Source organism: Caldimonas tepidiphila (assembly GCF_003569765.1).
GTDB lineage: Bacteria > Pseudomonadota > Gammaproteobacteria > Burkholderiales > Burkholderiaceae_C > Caldimonas > Caldimonas tepidiphila.
This window is the reverse complement of sequence record NZ_QXMG01000002.1, coordinates 142,045-156,741: the sequence shown is the minus strand read 5'-3', so window position 1 is coordinate 156,741 and position 14,697 is coordinate 142,045. Positions and strand designations below refer to the sequence as shown.

The window sequence follows — 14,697 nt, the reverse complement described above, 5'->3', positions numbered from 1 at the left end:
ATGGATGAATATATTTCGATTGAATCATAGATCCGGCATCGCTCTAATGGGGCACAGCACCACCCCAAGCGATTGCCAGACATGACACCAGCCGTGCCCATCCGTGGCCTGCACCACTTCGCGTGGCGCTGCCGCGACTGCGAGGAAACCCGCCACTTCTACGAGGACCTGCTCGGGCTGCCGCTGGTGCACGTGATCCGCGCCGACCGCGTGCCGAGCACCGGCGAGCACTGCCCCTACGTGCACATCTTCTTCCGGATGGCCGACGGCTCCTTCATCGCCTTCTTCGACCTGGGCGACGACGTCAAGGCCGAGCCCTCGCCCAACACGCCGGCCTGGGTCAACCACCTCGCGCTGCGCGTCGACTCGACCGAGGCGCTGCTGGCAGCGAAGTCGCGGCTCGAGGCCGCCGGCGTCGAGGTGCTCGGCATCACCGACCACCACATCATCGAGTCGATCTACTTCTTCGACCCGAACGGCATCCGGCTGGAACTGACCACGCCGACGGTGCCCGAGTCCGAGATGCAGCGCCTCGCGGCGAAGGCGCACCAGGACGTGCAGGACTGGACGCGCGAGAAGCGCGCACGCCTGCAGCAGGCGGCGGAGGCGGCGCGATGAGCGAACTGAAGCTCGCCGTCATCGACGTGAAGCCCGGCGCGGCGATGGAGAGCCAGTCCGGCCTGCAGATGCTGCGCCCGCGCATCTACGGCGCCTGGGCCGAGCCGGCCGGCCCGAAGCGGGTGGCGGCGATCGTGATGCACCCGACCAGCAACTTCATGGGTCACTACCTGATCCAGCCGCTGGCCGCGCGCGGCGTCGCCTGCATGGGGCTCAACTCGCGCTACGTCGGCAACGACACGGTGCTGCTGATGGAGCGCGTGATCCAGGACCTGGGCGCGGGCGTGAAGTTCCTGCGCGCGCAGGGCTACGAGCGCGTGGTGCTGATCGGCAACTCGGGCGGCGCCGCGCTCTCCAGCTTCTACCAGGCGCAGGCCGAGCGCCTCACCGCGACGCACCTGGTCGACGGCGACCCGACCCACCTCGTGCCCGAGGACCTGCCGCCGGTGGACGGCCTGGCCTTGTGCGCCGCGCACGAGGGCCGCTCGAAGCTGTTCCTGCAATGGGTGGACCCGTCGGTGATCGACGAGCACGACGCGCTGTCGGCCGACCCGGCGCTGGACATGTACCACCCGGACAACGGCCCGCCCTACTCCGCCGACTTCCTCGCCCGCTTCCAGGCCGCGCAGCGCGCGCGCCGCGATCGCATCGAGGCCTGGGTGTGGGGCCGGCTGCGCCAGCTACGCGCCACGCCCGGCGCGCCGCGCGACCAGGCCTTCACGGTCTACCGTACGCACGCCGACCCGCGCTGCCTGGACCTGTCGCTCGACGCGAACGACCGTGCGCCGGGCAGCGTCTGGGGCGACGCACGCGCGGTGAACTACGCGGCCAACTCGATGGGCCGCACCACCTCGCTGACGGCCTTCCTGTCGCAGTGGTCCTCTGCCTCGCAGGCCGACGGGCCGAGCAACCTGGCGCGCACGAGCGTGCCGGCACTGCTGCTGACCTACACCGGCGACCAGTCCACCTTCCCGAGCACGCGCGACGCATGGCTCGCGGCCGGCGGCGAGCGCATCCGCAACGTGGACATTCCCGGCGGCAACCACTACCTCGCCGGCCAGCCGCGCCTCGTCGGGCAGGCAGCGGACCGGATTGCCGAATGGGCGCGGGCGCTGTGAGCGCCGAGGAAGAACAGGAGACCCGAGCCGTGGCATCGACCTACCGCTTCGCACCGCCCTACGAGCTGCCCCGCTGGGACTTCGTGCCGCCGCCGGACCTGGACGGGGGCGGGCCGAGGCGCTACCCGGTGGTGATCGTCGGCGCCGGCCCCTCGGGGCTGACGCTCGCCTGCGACCTCGCGCAGCGCGGCATCCCGGCCGTGCTGCTCGACGAGGACGACACGGTGGGCGTGCGCGGCGCCTCCTCGCGCGGCATCTGCTACGCGCAGAAGAGCCTCGAGATCTTCGAGCGCCTGGGCATCTACGAGCGCGTGCGCGACAAGGGCGTCACCTGGTCGGTCGGGCGCACCTTCTCCGGCGACAGCGAGGTCTACAGCTTCAACCTGCAGGCGAACAGCGTCTCGGCGCAGCCGCCCTTCATCAACCTGCAGCAGTTCTACGTCGAGTGGTTCCTGGTGGACCGCATCCGCGAGATCGGCACCGCGGACCTGCGCTGGAAGAACCGCGTCACGAGCGTCGAGCCGCGAGGCGAGCACGTGCGCGTGTCGGTCGAGACGCCGGCGGGCGACTACGTGCTGGAGGCGGACTACCTGATCGACGCCACCGGCGCGAACAGCCCGATCCGCACCGCGCTCGGGCTCGACGCGCACGCCTCGCGCAGCACCGACCGCTGGTGCATCACCGACGTGCGCTTCACGAAGCCGCTGCCGGTGGAGCGCTGGACCTGGGTGGACGCGCCCTTCAACGAGGGCCGCGGCGTGTGGCAGCACCTGATGGGCGACGGCGTCTGGCGCATCGACTACCAGATGGCCGAGGACGCCGACCCGGAGACGATCAGCCGCCCGGAGGTCGCCGGCAGCCGGCTGCGCGCACAGCTCGGCGAGGACGTGGACTTCGAGTTCGTCTGGATCGGCCCCTACCAGTACCGCGACCACCTGCTCGACGAGTTCCGCCACGGCCGGCTCTTCTTCATCGGCGACGCGGCCCACGTCGTGAGCCCCTTCGGCGCGCGCGGCGGCAACACCGGCATCCAGGACGCGGCCAACCTCGGCTGGAAGCTCGCGCTGGTGCTGAGGGGCCACGCGGGCGACGCACTGCTCGACAGCTACCACGCCGAGCGCCGGCCGGCCGCAGTCGAGAACCTGCAGGTCACGAGCCGCTCGGCGCGCTTCCTCGCGCCGCGCTCGCCGGCCGAGCACCGGCTGCGCCGCGCGGTGGTGGACCTTGCTCGCCGCCACGAGTTCGCGCGACCGCTCGTCAACACCGGCCGCATGTCGGTGGCCAACGCCTACCCGCCGGCCCCCTGCCTGCCGCAGGGCGGCCGCACGGTGCAGAACCTGCCGCTCACCTTCGCCAACGGCACGCGGCGCAGCCTGATGGACCTGCTGCGCGAGGACACCCGCTTCGTCGGCATCTGGTTCTCGCCGCCGGCCGGCGCGGTGGCGCGGCTGCGCGCGCAACTCGAGGGCCTGCCGGTCTGCCTGTACGCCTGCGACGGCGACCCCGCGCTGCCGACGCTGCTCGACCGCGCCGGCACGCTCGCGCGCCACCTCGAGGCCGGGCCCGGCAGCTTCTGCCTGATCCGCCCCGACGCCTACCGCGCCGCGCTGATCCCCGACGCCACGGTCGAAGCGGCGGTTACCGCGCTGCGCACCGCGATGCCCGCCTCCGCAGGACACGCCGAACGATGAAGACGCACCCCAACATCCCCGACCCCGACGGCTTCTACCACGCCTGGGTCAGCGCCCACGAGGGCCTCGACGAGGCCGCCAGCGCCGACCTGAACGCGCGCCTGGTGCTGCTGCTGGCCAACCAGCTCGGCGATCAGGCCACCCTTCTCCGATGCATCGACGCGGCCCGCGCGGCCGCACAGGACCCCACCCCATGAGCAGCAGCACCGTTTCGTTCGCCTCCGCCAGCGACGTGAAGGAACAGAAGCCCCGCATCGTCGAGCTCGCGGCGAACGTCTACGGCTACATCAGCGAGTTCGACCCGAACTGCGGCTTCGTCGTCGGCGACGAGTACGTGGTCGCGATCGACACGCGCCCGACGCCGCGCATGGCGCGCCAGTTCCTCGCCGACATCGCCACCGTCACCGACAAGCCGGTCAGGTTCATCTTCCTGACGCACTACCACGCGGTGCGGGTGATGGGCGCGAGCGCGTTCAAGGACGTGCAGGCCGTCTTCGCCAGCCGCGGCACGCACGACTGGATCCGGACGCGCGGCCAGGCCGACTTCGACTCCGAGGTCGGGCGCTTCCCCCGCCTGTTCCAGGGCGTCGAGGAGGTGCCGGGGCTGACGGTGCCGCAGGTCACCTTCGAGCGCGAGATGAGCTTCTGGCTCGGCACGCGCGAGCTGCGGCTGCTGTGCCTCGGCCGGGGCCACTCGATGGGCGACACCGTCTGCTGGCTGCCCGACTGCGGCGTGCTGTTCTCGGGCGACGTGGTCGAGAACCGCTGCGGCGTCTACGCCGGCGACGCCTACCTGGGCGACTGGCTCGGCACGCTCGACGCGGTCAGGGCGCTGAAGCCGCGCGTGCTGGTGCCCGGCCGGGGCGCGGCGCTCACGAACGAGGCTGCGGCCGCCGAGGCGGTGGACCTGACGAAGGCCTTCCTGTCGACCCTGGTCGAGACGGTGCGCGCGGCGCAGGCCGAGGGCTGCAGCCTGCGCCAGGCCTACGAGCGCGCCGAGGCCGCGATGAAGCCGCGCTTCGGCGACTGGCCGGTGTTCCAGCACGTGCTGCCCTTCGACGTCTCGCGCGCCTGGGACGAGCTGCGCGGCATCGAGCACCCGGTGGTCTGGACCGCCGAGCGCGACCGCGAGCTGTGGGAGACGCTGCGCGGCTGAGCGACGAACAGCCTGCCGCAGGCCGGAGGTGGGAGCGCGGCTGCCAGGGGCCGCAGGAGGCACGCGATCTGCTTGCCTGGCGGGGCAGCGGCAGACAAGGCCGCCGCAGGTCCGCTGCGCGGCAGCGGCTTGCGCTTCGTGCAGGGTTCGTACAAGCTTCGTACAAGGGGCGCCTTCACGGGCTGCCCCGGGAGGTCATGAGATGTTCTCCGTGCTCCGTACGCTCGCGCGCTGGTTCGCGCTGCTCGGCGTCTTCTGCGCCGGCCTCGTCGCGCTGATGACGGTGGCCAGCGTGATCGGCCGCGCGCTGTTCATGACGCCCATCCCCGGCGACATCGAGCTGACGCAGTTCGGCATCGCGCTGTGCATCTCGCTGTGCCTGCCCTGGTGCCAGCTGCGCGGCGGCAACATCATCGTCGACTTCTTCACCGCCCGGGCGTCCGAGGGCGTGCAGCGCAAGCTCGACATGCTCGGCTACACGCTGCTGTCGCTGATGATGGCGCTGCTGGCCTGGCGCACCGCGGTCGGCGCGGTCTCGGTGCGCGAGGCCTCAGAGACGACGATGATCCTCGGCCTGCCGATGTGGATCACCTACGCGGTGCTGGCCCCCGGGCTGGCGCTCACGCTGGTGATCGCGCTGTGCCAGGCGGCACGCCACGACAAGCCCGGCACGATCGACACCGCCGAGTGAGGGCGGCGCCCTGCCGGGTACGCCGCGCCCGCCGCAGGCCGGCCGCGCCTCAACGCGCCGGCGGCCGCCGCTGCTCGTCCAGGCCCTGCTCGAGCCGGTACAGGTGGGCCAGCAGCTCGGCGACCGCGAGGTAGAGCGCTTCCGGGATGTGGTCGTCGAGATCCACCTGCATCAGCAGCGCGACCAGCTCCCGCGACTCGTGGATCGCGATGCCGTGCGCCTTCGCGGTCGCGATGATGCGCTCGGCGATCTCGCCCTGGCCCTCGGCCACCACCGTCGGCGCCCTGGAGCCGGCCTCGTAGGCGATCGCCACCGCCCGCGGCGGCTTGTCGGCCCGGTTCATGGCCCGTCCCCCGCCCGCCGGATCGCCAGGTGATCGAGCGGGATGCCGGCCTCGCGCAGCGCCTCGGCCAGCTCGCCGGCGCTGCCGCGCAGCAGCTCGGCCGCATCGGCCTGCCCCGCGTCGATGAGCAGCCGCAGCCGACCGCCGGCGAGCTGCAGCGACGCGTCGATCTCGCCCAGCCGCGGCAGCGCGATCCGCAGACGGCTCTGCCAGACGGGCTCGGCCCCGCCCTCGCGCGCCGCCTCGCGCTCCTCCTCGTCCCGCGCGACCGACCAGTGCATCTGCTGCCCCGGCCAGGCCTCGCCCTGCCAGGCCAGCCGCCCCTGCTCGAGCACGGCGAGCTGCGCCGCGATGCGCTCCAGCGCGGCCGGCTGCGCCTCGGCGTTCGCGGGCGTCAGCGGCGGCGACTGCGCCTGCGGCTCCTGCCGCAGCTCGGGCAGCGGGTAGCGGCCCTGCGCCCAGCGCGCGACATGGGACTCGTAGAACAGGCCGCTGCGCGCGAGCCGCCCCTGCAGCGCCTGCGCCAGCTCCCCGGGCGGCGCCTGCGGCGAATCGACCAGCGCGGCCGCGGCGCCGATCGGAACGGCCGAGGTCCCGGCATGCCGCAGCGCCGCCTGCACCAGCTTCGCGCCCTCGCTGAGCTGCGCGCCGGCCGGCAGCGGCGCCGGGGTCCCGGCCAGGAGCGCCTGCTGCGCCGACACGACGAGCGCCGCGATGCTCGCGCTGCCGATCCCGAAGGCGAGCTGGGGTGCGCGTGAAAGCAGCCTCATCGGCAGCGTGTCGCCGGCCCCAGCCCCCTCGGGCAGGCGCATGCGGACCACGACGTCGGCGACGCGCACGAGCGAGCTGCCGTCGCCGAGCCGGCGCACCACCTCCCCCTGCAGCGCGGCGCCGAGCGGCAGGCGGTCGAAACGCAGGCGCGACTCGGCCGCGAGCACGCGCTCCTGCGGCGAGACGGCGGGCGTGCCCGGGGGGCGACCGGGAAGTCCGGGGAGAAGGGGCATGGTCTTTTCGGGCCCGGCGCTCCGTGCCGGCCGGTGCGCCGCGCGGGGACGCGGGGATGCGGGGACGGCAGAAATTGCCGCCGAACCCGGCCGATTCTGCGGGAAGGCCCGGGCAGCGTCCATCGTCTCCCCAGCCGCACCCCGCCGGCGGCAACGGGCCGGCGACTTGCTTCGCTGCGGGATTCCCGACCCCGCCCCCCGCCCGCAGGACCCCGCATGCACCGTCGCGACCCCGCCGAACTCGTCGAACTCGAGCGCCTCGTCGACAGCGCCGACGGCGCGCCGCGCGCGCGCGTGCTCTGCGAGGTCGAGGCGCACGGGCGCCGGCTGCCGGTGTACGCGATCACGCTCGGCAACCCCGCGCCCGATGCGCCGGCGGCAGGCTACTTCGGCGGCGTGCACGGGCTCGAGCGCATCGGCGCGGCGGTGGTGCTCGGCTTCCTGCGCAGCGTGCTGGCGCGGCTGCACTGGGACGCGACGCTGCAGCGCCAGCTCGAGCGCATGCGCATGGTCTTCATGCCGGTGGTCAACCCCGGCGGCCTGTGGCGCGGCACGCGCTGCAACCCGCAGGGCGTGGACCTGATGCGCAACGCGCCGGTGGACTCCGGCGAGCGTGTCGCCTTCCTGGTCGGCGGCCAGCGCCTGAGCCGCCGCCTGCCCTGGTACCGCGGCCCGCGCCGCGCCCCGATGCAGCCCGAGAGCCAGGCGCTGTGCCGCGTGGTCGAGCAGGAGCTGCTGAGCCACCGCTTCAGCGTCGCGGTGGACTGCCATTCGGGCTTCGGGCTGCGCGACCGGATCTGGTTCCCCTATGCGCACACGCGCGTGCCGATCCCGCACCTGGCGGAGATGCACGCGCTGTGCGAGATCCAGGACCGCAGCCAGCCGCACCACCGCTACCTGTTCGAGCCGCAGAGCCGCCAGTACCTGACGCACGGCGACCTCTGGGACCACCTGTACCGGCAGGCCTGCGCCGACCCGCGGCGCGTGCACCTGCCGCTCACGCTGGAGATGGGCTCCTGGCTGTGGGTGAAGAAGAACCCGCGCCAGCTGCTGAGCGCCGAGGGCCTGTTCAACCCGCTGGTCGAGCACCGCGAGGCGCGCGTGCTGCGCCGCCACCTCGGCTGGCTGGACTTCGTCGGGCGCGCGGCCTGCAGCCACGAGGCCTGGCAGCCGCTCGGCGCCGAGCGGGAGCGGCAGCGCCGGCTCGCGCTGGCCCGTTGGTACGGGGGCGGCGCGGCATGAGCACCTGGGTGCTGCTGCGCGGGCTGACGCGCGAGGCGGGCCACTGGGGGGCGTTCCCGCAGCAGCTCGAGCGCCGGCTGCGGCCGCGGCGCATCGTCTGCCTCGACCTGCCGGGCAACGGCACGCTGCACCGCCAGGCGAGCCCCTGGCGCGTGGAGGACATGGTGTCGCACTGCCGTGAGCGGCTGCGGGCGCTGCGCGAGGACGGCCCCTGCGCGCTGGTCGCGATGTCGCTCGGCGCGATGGTGGCGGTGTCCTGGGCCGCCGCCCACCCGCGGGAGCTGGCCGGCTGCGTGCTGATCAACACCAGCCTGCGGCCCTTCAACCCCTTCCACCAGCGCCTGCGCCCGTCGAGCTACCCCGCGCTGCTGAGGGTGCTGGCCGGGCACGAGCCGCACGCGCGCGAGGCGGAGATCCTGGGGCTGACCAGCCGCCTCGCCGATCCGTCGGTGGTCGGGCAGTGGGCGGCGCTGCGGCGCGAGCGGCCCGTCTCGCGCCTGAATGCGCTGCGCCAGCTCGTCGCGGCGGCCCGCTTCCGCGCGCCGCCCGCGCCGCCCGCCGTGCCGATGCTGGTCCTCGGCTCGCTCGGGGACAGGCTGGTCGACCCGCGCTGCTCCGAGACGCTCGCCGCCCGCTGGGGCCTGGCGCTTTGCCAGCATCCCGCCGCCGGGCACGACCTGCCGCTCGACGACGGCCCCTGGGTCGCGGAGCGCATCGCGGGCTGGTGGGCGGAGCTCGGGACGGACGACGCGATCAGCCCGGGCGGCCTGCGGGCCGGATGAGGCCGAGGCCGGCGCGGTCACCGATCCGTCATCGTTGTTTCACCGCGCCATCACGGACGCGCACGAGCATGGGCGCATGGAACAGCCCCACCTCGCCCCTTCCCTCCGTGCCGGCGGCCCCGCGGCAGCCCGCTTCCTCGACACGCGCCCCGTCGCGCCGCCCCGGCTCGAGGCCGTCTGGGCCCGGCACGAGGACGAGGTGGCGCTGGCGCAGCAGTTGCGCTTCCGCGTCTTCGCCGAGGAGATGGGCGCGCGGCTGCGCCCGCCGGCCGGCACGCCGCCGGGGCACGACGCGGACCTGTTCGACCGCTACTGCGAGCACCTGCTGGTGCGCACGCTGCCCGCCGGGGACGAGCCGGCGCGCGTGGTCGGCACCTACCGGGTGCTCACGCCGAGCGCCGCGCGGCTGGTGGGCGGCTTCTACACCGACCTGGAGTTCGACCTGGTGCGGCTGCGCTCGCTGCGCGCCGGCATGGTCGAGCTGGGCCGCTCGTGCATCGATCCCGGCTGGCGCACCGGCGGCGCGATCATGCTGCTGTGGTCGATGCTGGCCGAGTTCGTCGAGCGCAACGGCTTCCGGCACGTGATCGGCTGCGCCAGCATGCCGCTGCACGACGGCGGGCACTGGGCGGCGAGCCTGTGGAACCGGCTGCGCCACACCCATCTCGCCCCGATCGAGTACGGCGTGCGCCCGCGCCTGCCGCTGCCCCTCGAGGACCTGCGCGGCGACCTGCCGGCGGAGCCGCCGCCGCTGATCCGCGGCTACCTCAAGTGCGGCGGCCGCGTGCTCGGCGCGCCCGCCTGGGACCCGGACTTCAACACCGCGGACCTGCCGATGATGCTGCGCATGCAGGACCTGCCGCCGGCCTACCGCCGCCGCTTCGTGGGCGCCTGAGGCGCCGCCGCCCGGAGGCCCGGCTCAGCCGAGCTCGAGCAGCAGCGGCTGGTGGTCCGAGGCCCGGCTCGCGTCGTCCACGCTCAGCCCGCGCACGCGCGGCGCCAGGTCCTCGCTGACGAACACGAAGTCGCAGGCGAAGGGCTCGCCCGGCCACTGCGCCTTGTCGTGCAGCCCGACGGTCGGCGCATGCGCGCGATCGCCATGGCGCAGCTCCCAGGCGTCGTGCAGGCGCGGCGTGCCGTCGTCGAAGGGCTGCAGCAGCCGGCCGCGCTCCGGCGCGTCGGGGCGGAAGTTGAAGTCGCCCGCGAGCACGCAGGGCAGGCCGCGCGGCACCGGCTCGAACGGGCCCTCGGCGGCACTGCCGGGACGCGCGCTGCGCGCCTGGGCCACGGCCTCGCGGTGCAGCTCGCGCAGGCGCAGCGTCTGCGCCAGGCGCTGCCGGGCCGAGAAATACTCCAGGTGCGTGGTCGTCACGCGCAGCGGCCCGAAGGGCGAGTCCACGGTCGCCTCGAGCGCGAGGCGCGCCATGCTCCGCACGCCGGGGTCGGCCGGCCAGGGCAGGTGGTGGCGCAGCACCTGCAGCACCGGCAGGCGCGACAGGATCATGTTGCCGAAGCGCCGCCGCCCCCCGCCCGGATGCAGGGTGTCGACCGCGACGCCCTCCACCGCGGCGTAGCCGGGCAGCAGCGCCGCGAACGCGGCGAACTGGTCGGCGCCGTCACTGCCGGGCAGCTCCGGGTAGCCGGCCGAGACCTCCTGCAGGCAGAGCAGGTCGAAGTCCGCGATGCGGCGCGCCTCGGCGACGATGCGTGCCGGATCGACCCGGCCGTCCGCGCCGCGCGCCCACTGGATGTTCCAAGTCATGAGCTTCATGGACGCCGAGTGTGCACCGCCGACGCCCCCGCCGCCACAGGCGGGCCGCCTCCCGTGCGCTTCCGCCCTCCCCCACCGGATGGGGGACGAGGCGCGACTTCCCGTTCGCCGACGGGCCGCGATTCGCTATCGTTCGCTTACGAAGCTAACCGAACGAGGCTTGCATGCAGGATGGGCTGGACGATCTGGCCAGGCTCGGCATGTCGGGTGCCGTGAGCTGGGCCCTCTTCTGGACGCCGAAGGACGGGCGGCCGAAAACGCTGGTGTGCGCCGCCTGCGGCCACTACGGGCTGCCGCTGTCGCAGGCCTGGGAGCGGCCGCGCTGCGCCGCCTGCGGCGAGAAGCGGCTGGTGCCGGCCGACAGCCCGATGGCTGCCGGCTACTGGCAGTGCCAGTCCCGCAGGAAGGCGCGGCGCCTGCCGCCGCCCGCCCCGTAGACGACCGGCCCTTCCGCGCGCCCGGTCCCGATGCCGGAGGCCCTGTAACAAGCGTGCCTGCTGGTTTCATGCGGTGGTGGGTCGGCGATACCATCGTTGCGTGCAAGCCGAGACCCCCCTCCTCGACGATTTCGTGCGTGCGCCGGACCTGCCGCGCGACGCGCGCAGCGTGCTCGAGCTCACCGCACGCTCGATGTTCCAGCTCTTCGCCGAGACCGCCGAGGGCATGCTGGTGGTGGACCGGGCCGGATGCGTGGTGTGGATCAGCGACGGCTACAAGCGCTTCCTGCCCGCGCTCGGCTTCGAGCGCGAATGCGACTTCGTCGGCCACTCGATCGACGAGGTGGTGCCCAACACGCTGATGCGCGACGTGATCGAGACCGGGCGGGCGATCCTCGTCGACCTGCTGACCAACCGCGCCGGCACCTTCCTCGTCAGCCGCATCCCGCTGCGCGACGAGGCGGGCGAGGTGATCGGCGCGCTCGGCCTGGTGCTGATGGCGCATCCCGAGAGCACGATGCAGCCGCTGATGAAGAAGTTCGCGCGGCTGCAGCGCGAGCTCGACGACGCGCGCCAGCAACTCGCCGCGCAGCGCCGCCCGAAGCACACCTTCGCGAGCATCATCGGCTCGAGCCCGCAGGTGCTGGAGGTCAAGCGCCAGGCGCGGCGCGTCGCGCAGACCGACAGCACCGTGCTGCTGCTCGGCGAGACCGGCACCGGCAAGGAGCTGCTCGCGCACGCGATCCACGCCGCGTCGCCGCGCGCGGCGCGGGCCTTCGTCGGCGTCAACATCGCCGCGGTGCCCGACACGCTGCTGGAGGCCGAGTTCTTCGGCGTCGCGCCCGGCGCCTACACCGGCGCCGAGCGGCGCGGCCGCGACGGCAAGCTCCGGCTCGCCGACGGCGGCACGCTCTTCCTCGACGAGATCGGCGACATGCCGCTGGCGATGCAGGCGAAGCTCCTGCGCGTGCTGCAGGAGCAGGAGTTCGAGCCGCTCGGCTCCAACCAGGTCATCAAGGCCGACGTGCGCGTGATCGCCGCGACGAGCTGCGACCTGCCGCGGCTCGTCGCCGAGGGCCGCTTCCGCGAGGACCTGTACTACCGGCTCAACGTCGTGCCGATCCGGCTGCCGGCGCTGCGCGAGCGGCTCGCCGACCTCGACGTGCTCGTCGAGGCGCTCGAGGACGACATCGCGCGCCGCAGCGGCATGCCGCACCGCGAGGTCACGCCCGAGGCCCTGCGGGTGCTGCGCCGCCATCCTTGGCGCGGCAACATCCGCGAGCTGCGCAACGTGCTGGAGCAGGCGTCGATGCTGACGGACGAGCTGCGCCTGGGCGCCGAGCATTTCGCCGCGGTGCTGCCGGAGGCCGACGAGCGGACGCGGCCGCCGCAAGCCGAGCCCGAGCCGCCCGCCGCAGCGCCGCAGGGCCAGTGCGCAACCGCCCGGCCGTTGCGCCCGCTGCCCGAGGCGATCGCGGAACTGGAGCGGGAGTCGATCGACGCGGCGCTGCGCGTCACCGGCGGCAACAAGCTGGCCGCGGCCCGGTTGCTCGGCATCTCGCGCGCGACGCTCTACGAGAAGCTGGCCGCGTTCAGGGCTTGAGGTTTCGACGGCGCAAACCCGCGCCGCCCCCGCCTCGCCGAACGAAAGCGAATGCCCCCGAGCCGTCCGGACCGGCCGCGGAACCACCGGGGGGCGCCTCGGCAATCACCGCATCATCTTGACGGCCTTCATCCAGGACAGCCCGGTTTCCGGCCAGACCGCGACCGGCAGGCCCTTCGTGAATTTCACGGCGAAGCCATGTTTTCCCTGCGCGAAGATATGCATCTCGGCAGGGACGCCGGCACGCTTGAGCGCCTGGTAATAACGGATCGAGTTCTCGGGCACCACGTCCGTGTCGTCGTCCGCGAGGATGAGGAGGGTCGGCGGGGCACTGCGGGTGACGTGCAGGTCGGCCGAATACTGATCCTCCAGCGCCTTGCCCGGGTTGCTGCCGAGCAGGGCCTTCTTCGTGTCGGCGTGGGTCACGCCGTCCTGCATCGACACCACCGGGTAGAGCAGCATCAGGTAATCGGGCCGGGCGCTGAGCCGGTCCGCGGCATCCTGTGGCCTGTAGACCTCCTGCGCGAACTTCGCGCCCAGCATCGAGGCCATGTGCCCGCCGGCGGAGAAGCCCATGAAGCCGATGCGGTTCTCGTCCAGACCCCATTCCTTCGCATGGGCGCGGACCACGCGGACCGCGCGTTGCGCGTCCTGCAGGGTCACGTCCTTGCCGTTCTCGTGACCTTCCCCGGGGAGCCGGTAGGTCAGGACGAACACCGTGATGCCCTGCTGCGCATAGAGCCGCGCGACCTCCACCGCCTCCTTGTCGAGCACCTCGCGCAGGTAGGCACCGCCGGGCGCGGCGATCAGCGCGGTGCCGTTGGGCTTCTCGGGCAGGAAGGCGATCAGGTTGGGCTTGACCGGCTTTGTTGCGCAAATAGATTGAGAGCGAGATTCCCCTGACCCCGGACGGAGTTATGCCACGACCACCGTTTTCGGCCGGCCGAGCTGGGTGAAGCGGTTGAGCAGTGCGGCGCGCACCTGCAACTCGGCCACCTGGCGATCGAAGGTTCGGGCCATGACGCGCTCGCCCAGCAACTTGAGGCAGCGCATCTTGGTCTCCACGAGGCTGCGGCGGTGGTAGCCGCTCCAGGTTTTCCAGATGCTGCGCCCCAGGCGCTGGATCGCGCGCATCGTCTCGTTGCGGGCCAGTGCACCCGCCGTCAGCTTCTTCCACAACCGCGCGTTACTGCGCGTGGGGATCACGGCTGCGGCCTGGCGCTGCGCAATCGCTTCATGGCAGCCGCGTGTGTCGTAGGCGCCGTCGCCGCTGACACTGGTAATGGCTCCGTCGATCTGCTGCAGCAGCGCGGGCAGCATCGGCGCGTCTCCCGCCGAGCTGTCTGTGACCTCGATGGCGCGGATCTCCAGGGTCTGCGCATCGATGCCCATATGTACCTTCAGCCAGCGCCGGGCGTAGTCGGCTCCGTGTTTCTTGCGCTTCCATTCCCCCTCGCCGAGCATCTTCACGCCGGTGCTGTCCACCAGCAGGTGCAACGCCGGACTGGCCCGGTAGCCGATTTGGACCTGCAGGTCCTTCTGTCGCCGGCTCAGCGTGCTGAAGTCCGGCACCGGCCAGTCCAGGCCTGTCCAGGCCCGCGAGTTTGAGCAGGCTGCTCACCATGCCGATGCTCTGACGCAGCGCCAGGCCGAACAGGCACTTCACGCTCAGGCAGAACTGGATGGCCGCCTCCGAGAACGTTCGGCTACGCCCTCGCTTGCCCGACGGCTCGGCCAGCCACTGCATGTCCCGGTCGAGCCACACCAGCAGCGAGCCCCGCGCCTTCAGCGCCGCGTTGTACTGAGCCCAGTTCGTTGTCTTGTAGCGGCGCGCCGCCTTGTCGTCTTGCTTCGTCACGCCCTCTCGCTGTCAAGCCACGCCCCGCCCGGCGCCCTCGCTGCCATTTGTGCAACAAAGCCGGCTGTACATCTCGTTGATCATCCCGTCGAGGGTGAGGATCTTTCTCATGAGCGACCTGGAGAAGATCTCCGGTCCATGCTCGTGATAGATCTTCGCGAGCTCGCTCGCGGCGTACTGCGGCTTGCCCCGGCCGTCGTCCTTCGCGAGGCCGAGCGCCAGGATGCCGCCGGTGGAGGTGCCGGCGATCAGGTCGAAGCATTCGGCGGCGCGCCGGTTCAACCTGCTTTCGATCTCCGCGAGCACGAGCGCTGGAATGAGGCCGCGTATTCCGCCGCCGTCGATGCTGAGAATCTTCTTCATGGGCGAACCTTTCCGGTGAG

16 protein-coding genes and 1 pseudogene are annotated in these 14,697 nt (G+C 72.7%); 11 read left to right on the top strand and 6 right to left on the bottom strand.

What is annotated here, in order from left to right; genetic code table 11:
• Window positions 1-81 precede the first annotated feature (81 nt).
• The 6 genes from D3A59_RS06380 to D3A59_RS06355 all read left to right on the top strand — a co-directional run bounded on the left by D3A59_RS06380 (window position 82) and on the right by D3A59_RS06355 (window position 5,274).
• Window positions 82-618 (top strand): VOC family protein, encoded by a 537-nt coding sequence (locus D3A59_RS06380; RefSeq protein WP_119154066.1) that lies wholly within the window; start codon window positions 82-84, stop codon window positions 616-618.
• On the top strand, window positions 615-1,736 hold the full coding sequence (locus D3A59_RS06375) for an alpha/beta hydrolase (RefSeq protein WP_119154065.1): 1,122 nt from the start codon (window positions 615-617) through the stop codon (window positions 1,734-1,736). Before D3A59_RS06380 ends, D3A59_RS06375 begins: the two co-directional genes overlap by 4 nt.
• Window positions 1,718-3,427, top strand: coding sequence for an FAD-dependent monooxygenase (locus D3A59_RS06370; RefSeq protein WP_119154064.1), 1,710 nt, complete (start codon window positions 1,718-1,720; stop codon window positions 3,425-3,427). The genes D3A59_RS06375 and D3A59_RS06370 overlap by 19 nt, the downstream gene beginning before the upstream one ends.
• Window positions 3,424-3,624 (top strand): DUF2783 domain-containing protein, encoded by a 201-nt coding sequence (locus tag D3A59_RS06365; protein WP_119154063.1) that lies wholly within the window; start codon window positions 3,424-3,426, stop codon window positions 3,622-3,624. The genes D3A59_RS06370 and D3A59_RS06365 overlap by 4 nt, the downstream gene beginning before the upstream one ends.
• Window positions 3,621-4,583: an MBL fold metallo-hydrolase gene (locus tag D3A59_RS06360; RefSeq protein WP_119154062.1), complete on the top strand. Its 963-nt coding sequence runs from the start codon at window positions 3,621-3,623 to the stop codon at window positions 4,581-4,583. Before D3A59_RS06365 ends, D3A59_RS06360 begins: the two co-directional genes overlap by 4 nt.
• A 202-nt stretch (window positions 4,584-4,785) precedes the next feature.
• On the top strand, window positions 4,786-5,274 hold the full coding sequence (locus tag D3A59_RS06355; protein ID WP_119154061.1) for a TRAP transporter small permease: 489 nt from the start codon (window positions 4,786-4,788) through the stop codon (window positions 5,272-5,274).
• A 49-nt stretch (window positions 5,275-5,323) separates the two neighbouring features.
• Here the strand turns inward: D3A59_RS06355 and D3A59_RS06350 are convergent, their stop codons facing one another.
• Window positions 5,324-5,617, bottom strand: coding sequence for an EscU/YscU/HrcU family type III secretion system export apparatus switch protein (locus D3A59_RS06350; RefSeq protein WP_119154060.1), 294 nt, complete (start codon window positions 5,615-5,617; stop codon window positions 5,324-5,326).
• Entirely contained in the window at window positions 5,614-6,621 is a 1,008-nt protein-coding gene (fliK, locus tag D3A59_RS06345; protein ID WP_157991416.1) for a flagellar hook-length control protein FliK, read from the bottom strand. Before fliK ends, D3A59_RS06350 begins: the two co-directional genes overlap by 4 nt.
• Window positions 6,622-6,837: 216 nt before the next feature.
• On the opposite strand from fliK, the gene D3A59_RS06340 reads away from it, so the two are divergent.
• From D3A59_RS06340 to D3A59_RS06330, 3 genes are all read left to right on the top strand, one after another.
• Window positions 6,838-7,863, top strand: a complete 1,026-nt coding sequence (locus tag D3A59_RS06340) for a M14 family zinc carboxypeptidase (RefSeq protein WP_119154058.1) — start codon at window positions 6,838-6,840, stop codon at window positions 7,861-7,863.
• Window positions 7,860-8,645 (top strand): alpha/beta fold hydrolase, encoded by a 786-nt coding sequence (locus D3A59_RS06335; protein ID WP_119154057.1) that lies wholly within the window; start codon window positions 7,860-7,862, stop codon window positions 8,643-8,645. Before D3A59_RS06340 ends, D3A59_RS06335 begins: the two co-directional genes overlap by 4 nt.
• Window positions 8,646-8,721: 76 nt before the next feature.
• On the top strand, window positions 8,722-9,540 hold the full coding sequence (locus D3A59_RS06330) for a GNAT family N-acetyltransferase (protein ID WP_119154056.1): 819 nt from the start codon (window positions 8,722-8,724) through the stop codon (window positions 9,538-9,540).
• A 24-nt stretch (window positions 9,541-9,564) separates the two neighbouring features.
• Here D3A59_RS06330 and D3A59_RS06325 read toward each other — a convergent pair whose 3' ends face one another.
• Window positions 9,565-10,416, bottom strand: a complete 852-nt coding sequence (locus tag D3A59_RS06325; protein ID WP_119154055.1) for an endonuclease/exonuclease/phosphatase family protein — start codon at window positions 10,414-10,416, stop codon at window positions 9,565-9,567.
• A gap of 164 nt (window positions 10,417-10,580) precedes the next feature.
• On the opposite strand from D3A59_RS06325, the gene D3A59_RS06320 reads away from it, so the two are divergent.
• On the top strand, window positions 10,581-10,853 hold the full coding sequence (locus D3A59_RS06320) for a hypothetical protein (RefSeq protein WP_119154054.1): 273 nt from the start codon (window positions 10,581-10,583) through the stop codon (window positions 10,851-10,853).
• Window positions 10,854-11,046: 193 nt separating this feature from the next.
• Entirely contained in the window at window positions 11,047-12,456 is a 1,410-nt protein-coding gene (locus D3A59_RS06315) for a sigma-54 interaction domain-containing protein (RefSeq protein WP_205665129.1), read from the top strand.
• 105 nt (window positions 12,457-12,561) lie between these two features.
• On the opposite strand, the gene D3A59_RS06310 is transcribed toward D3A59_RS06315, so the two are convergent.
• The 3 genes and pseudogenes from D3A59_RS06310 to D3A59_RS06300 all read right to left on the bottom strand — a co-directional run bounded on the left by D3A59_RS06310 (window position 12,562) and on the right by D3A59_RS06300 (window position 14,677).
• The gene (locus tag D3A59_RS06310) at window positions 12,562-13,263 is read right to left on the bottom strand and encodes an alpha/beta hydrolase (protein WP_336470407.1); all 702 of its coding nucleotides are present in this window, start codon (window positions 13,261-13,263) and stop codon (window positions 12,562-12,564) included.
• 108 nt (window positions 13,264-13,371) lie between these two features.
• Window positions 13,372-14,314, bottom strand: a pseudogene (locus D3A59_RS06305) (IS5 family transposase).
• Window positions 14,315-14,326: 12 nt separating this feature from the next.
• Entirely contained in the window at window positions 14,327-14,677 is a 351-nt protein-coding gene (locus D3A59_RS06300) for a patatin-like phospholipase family protein (RefSeq protein ID WP_119154052.1), read from the bottom strand.
• Window positions 14,678-14,697: the final 20 nt, after the last annotated feature.

Excerpts from the sequence above, each read along its gene's own strand:
- D3A59_RS06375 (WP_119154065.1), top strand. The coding sequence starts at position 615 with ATGAGCGAACTGAAGCTCGCCGTCATCGACGTGAAGCCCGGCGCGGCG.
- D3A59_RS06355 (WP_119154061.1), top strand. The coding sequence starts at position 4,786 with ATGTTCTCCGTGCTCCGTACGCTCGCGCGCTGGTTCGCGCTGCTCGGC.
- D3A59_RS06380 (WP_119154066.1), top strand. The coding sequence starts at position 82 with ATGACACCAGCCGTGCCCATCCGTGGCCTGCACCACTTCGCGTGGCGC.
- D3A59_RS06325 (WP_119154055.1), bottom strand. The coding sequence starts at position 10,416 with ATGAAGCTCATGACTTGGAACATCCAGTGGGCGCGCGGCGCGGACGGC.
- D3A59_RS06340 (WP_119154058.1), top strand. The coding sequence starts at position 6,838 with ATGCACCGTCGCGACCCCGCCGAACTCGTCGAACTCGAGCGCCTCGTC.
- D3A59_RS06320 (WP_119154054.1), top strand. The coding sequence starts at position 10,581 with ATGCAGGATGGGCTGGACGATCTGGCCAGGCTCGGCATGTCGGGTGCC.
- D3A59_RS06360 (WP_119154062.1), top strand. The coding sequence starts at position 3,621 with ATGAGCAGCAGCACCGTTTCGTTCGCCTCCGCCAGCGACGTGAAGGAA.
- D3A59_RS06350 (WP_119154060.1), bottom strand. The coding sequence starts at position 5,617 with ATGAACCGGGCCGACAAGCCGCCGCGGGCGGTGGCGATCGCCTACGAG.
- D3A59_RS06365 (WP_119154063.1), top strand. The coding sequence starts at position 3,424 with ATGAAGACGCACCCCAACATCCCCGACCCCGACGGCTTCTACCACGCC.
- D3A59_RS06335 (WP_119154057.1), top strand. The coding sequence starts at position 7,860 with ATGAGCACCTGGGTGCTGCTGCGCGGGCTGACGCGCGAGGCGGGCCAC.
- D3A59_RS06330 (WP_119154056.1), top strand. The coding sequence starts at position 8,722 with ATGGAACAGCCCCACCTCGCCCCTTCCCTCCGTGCCGGCGGCCCCGCG.
- D3A59_RS06370 (WP_119154064.1), top strand. The coding sequence starts at position 1,718 with ATGGGCGCGGGCGCTGTGAGCGCCGAGGAAGAACAGGAGACCCGAGCC.
- D3A59_RS06315 (WP_205665129.1), top strand. The coding sequence starts at position 11,047 with ATGTTCCAGCTCTTCGCCGAGACCGCCGAGGGCATGCTGGTGGTGGAC.
- fliK (WP_157991416.1), bottom strand. The coding sequence starts at position 6,621 with ATGCCCCTTCTCCCCGGACTTCCCGGTCGCCCCCCGGGCACGCCCGCC.
- D3A59_RS06300 (WP_119154052.1), bottom strand. The coding sequence starts at position 14,677 with ATGAAGAAGATTCTCAGCATCGACGGCGGCGGAATACGCGGCCTCATT.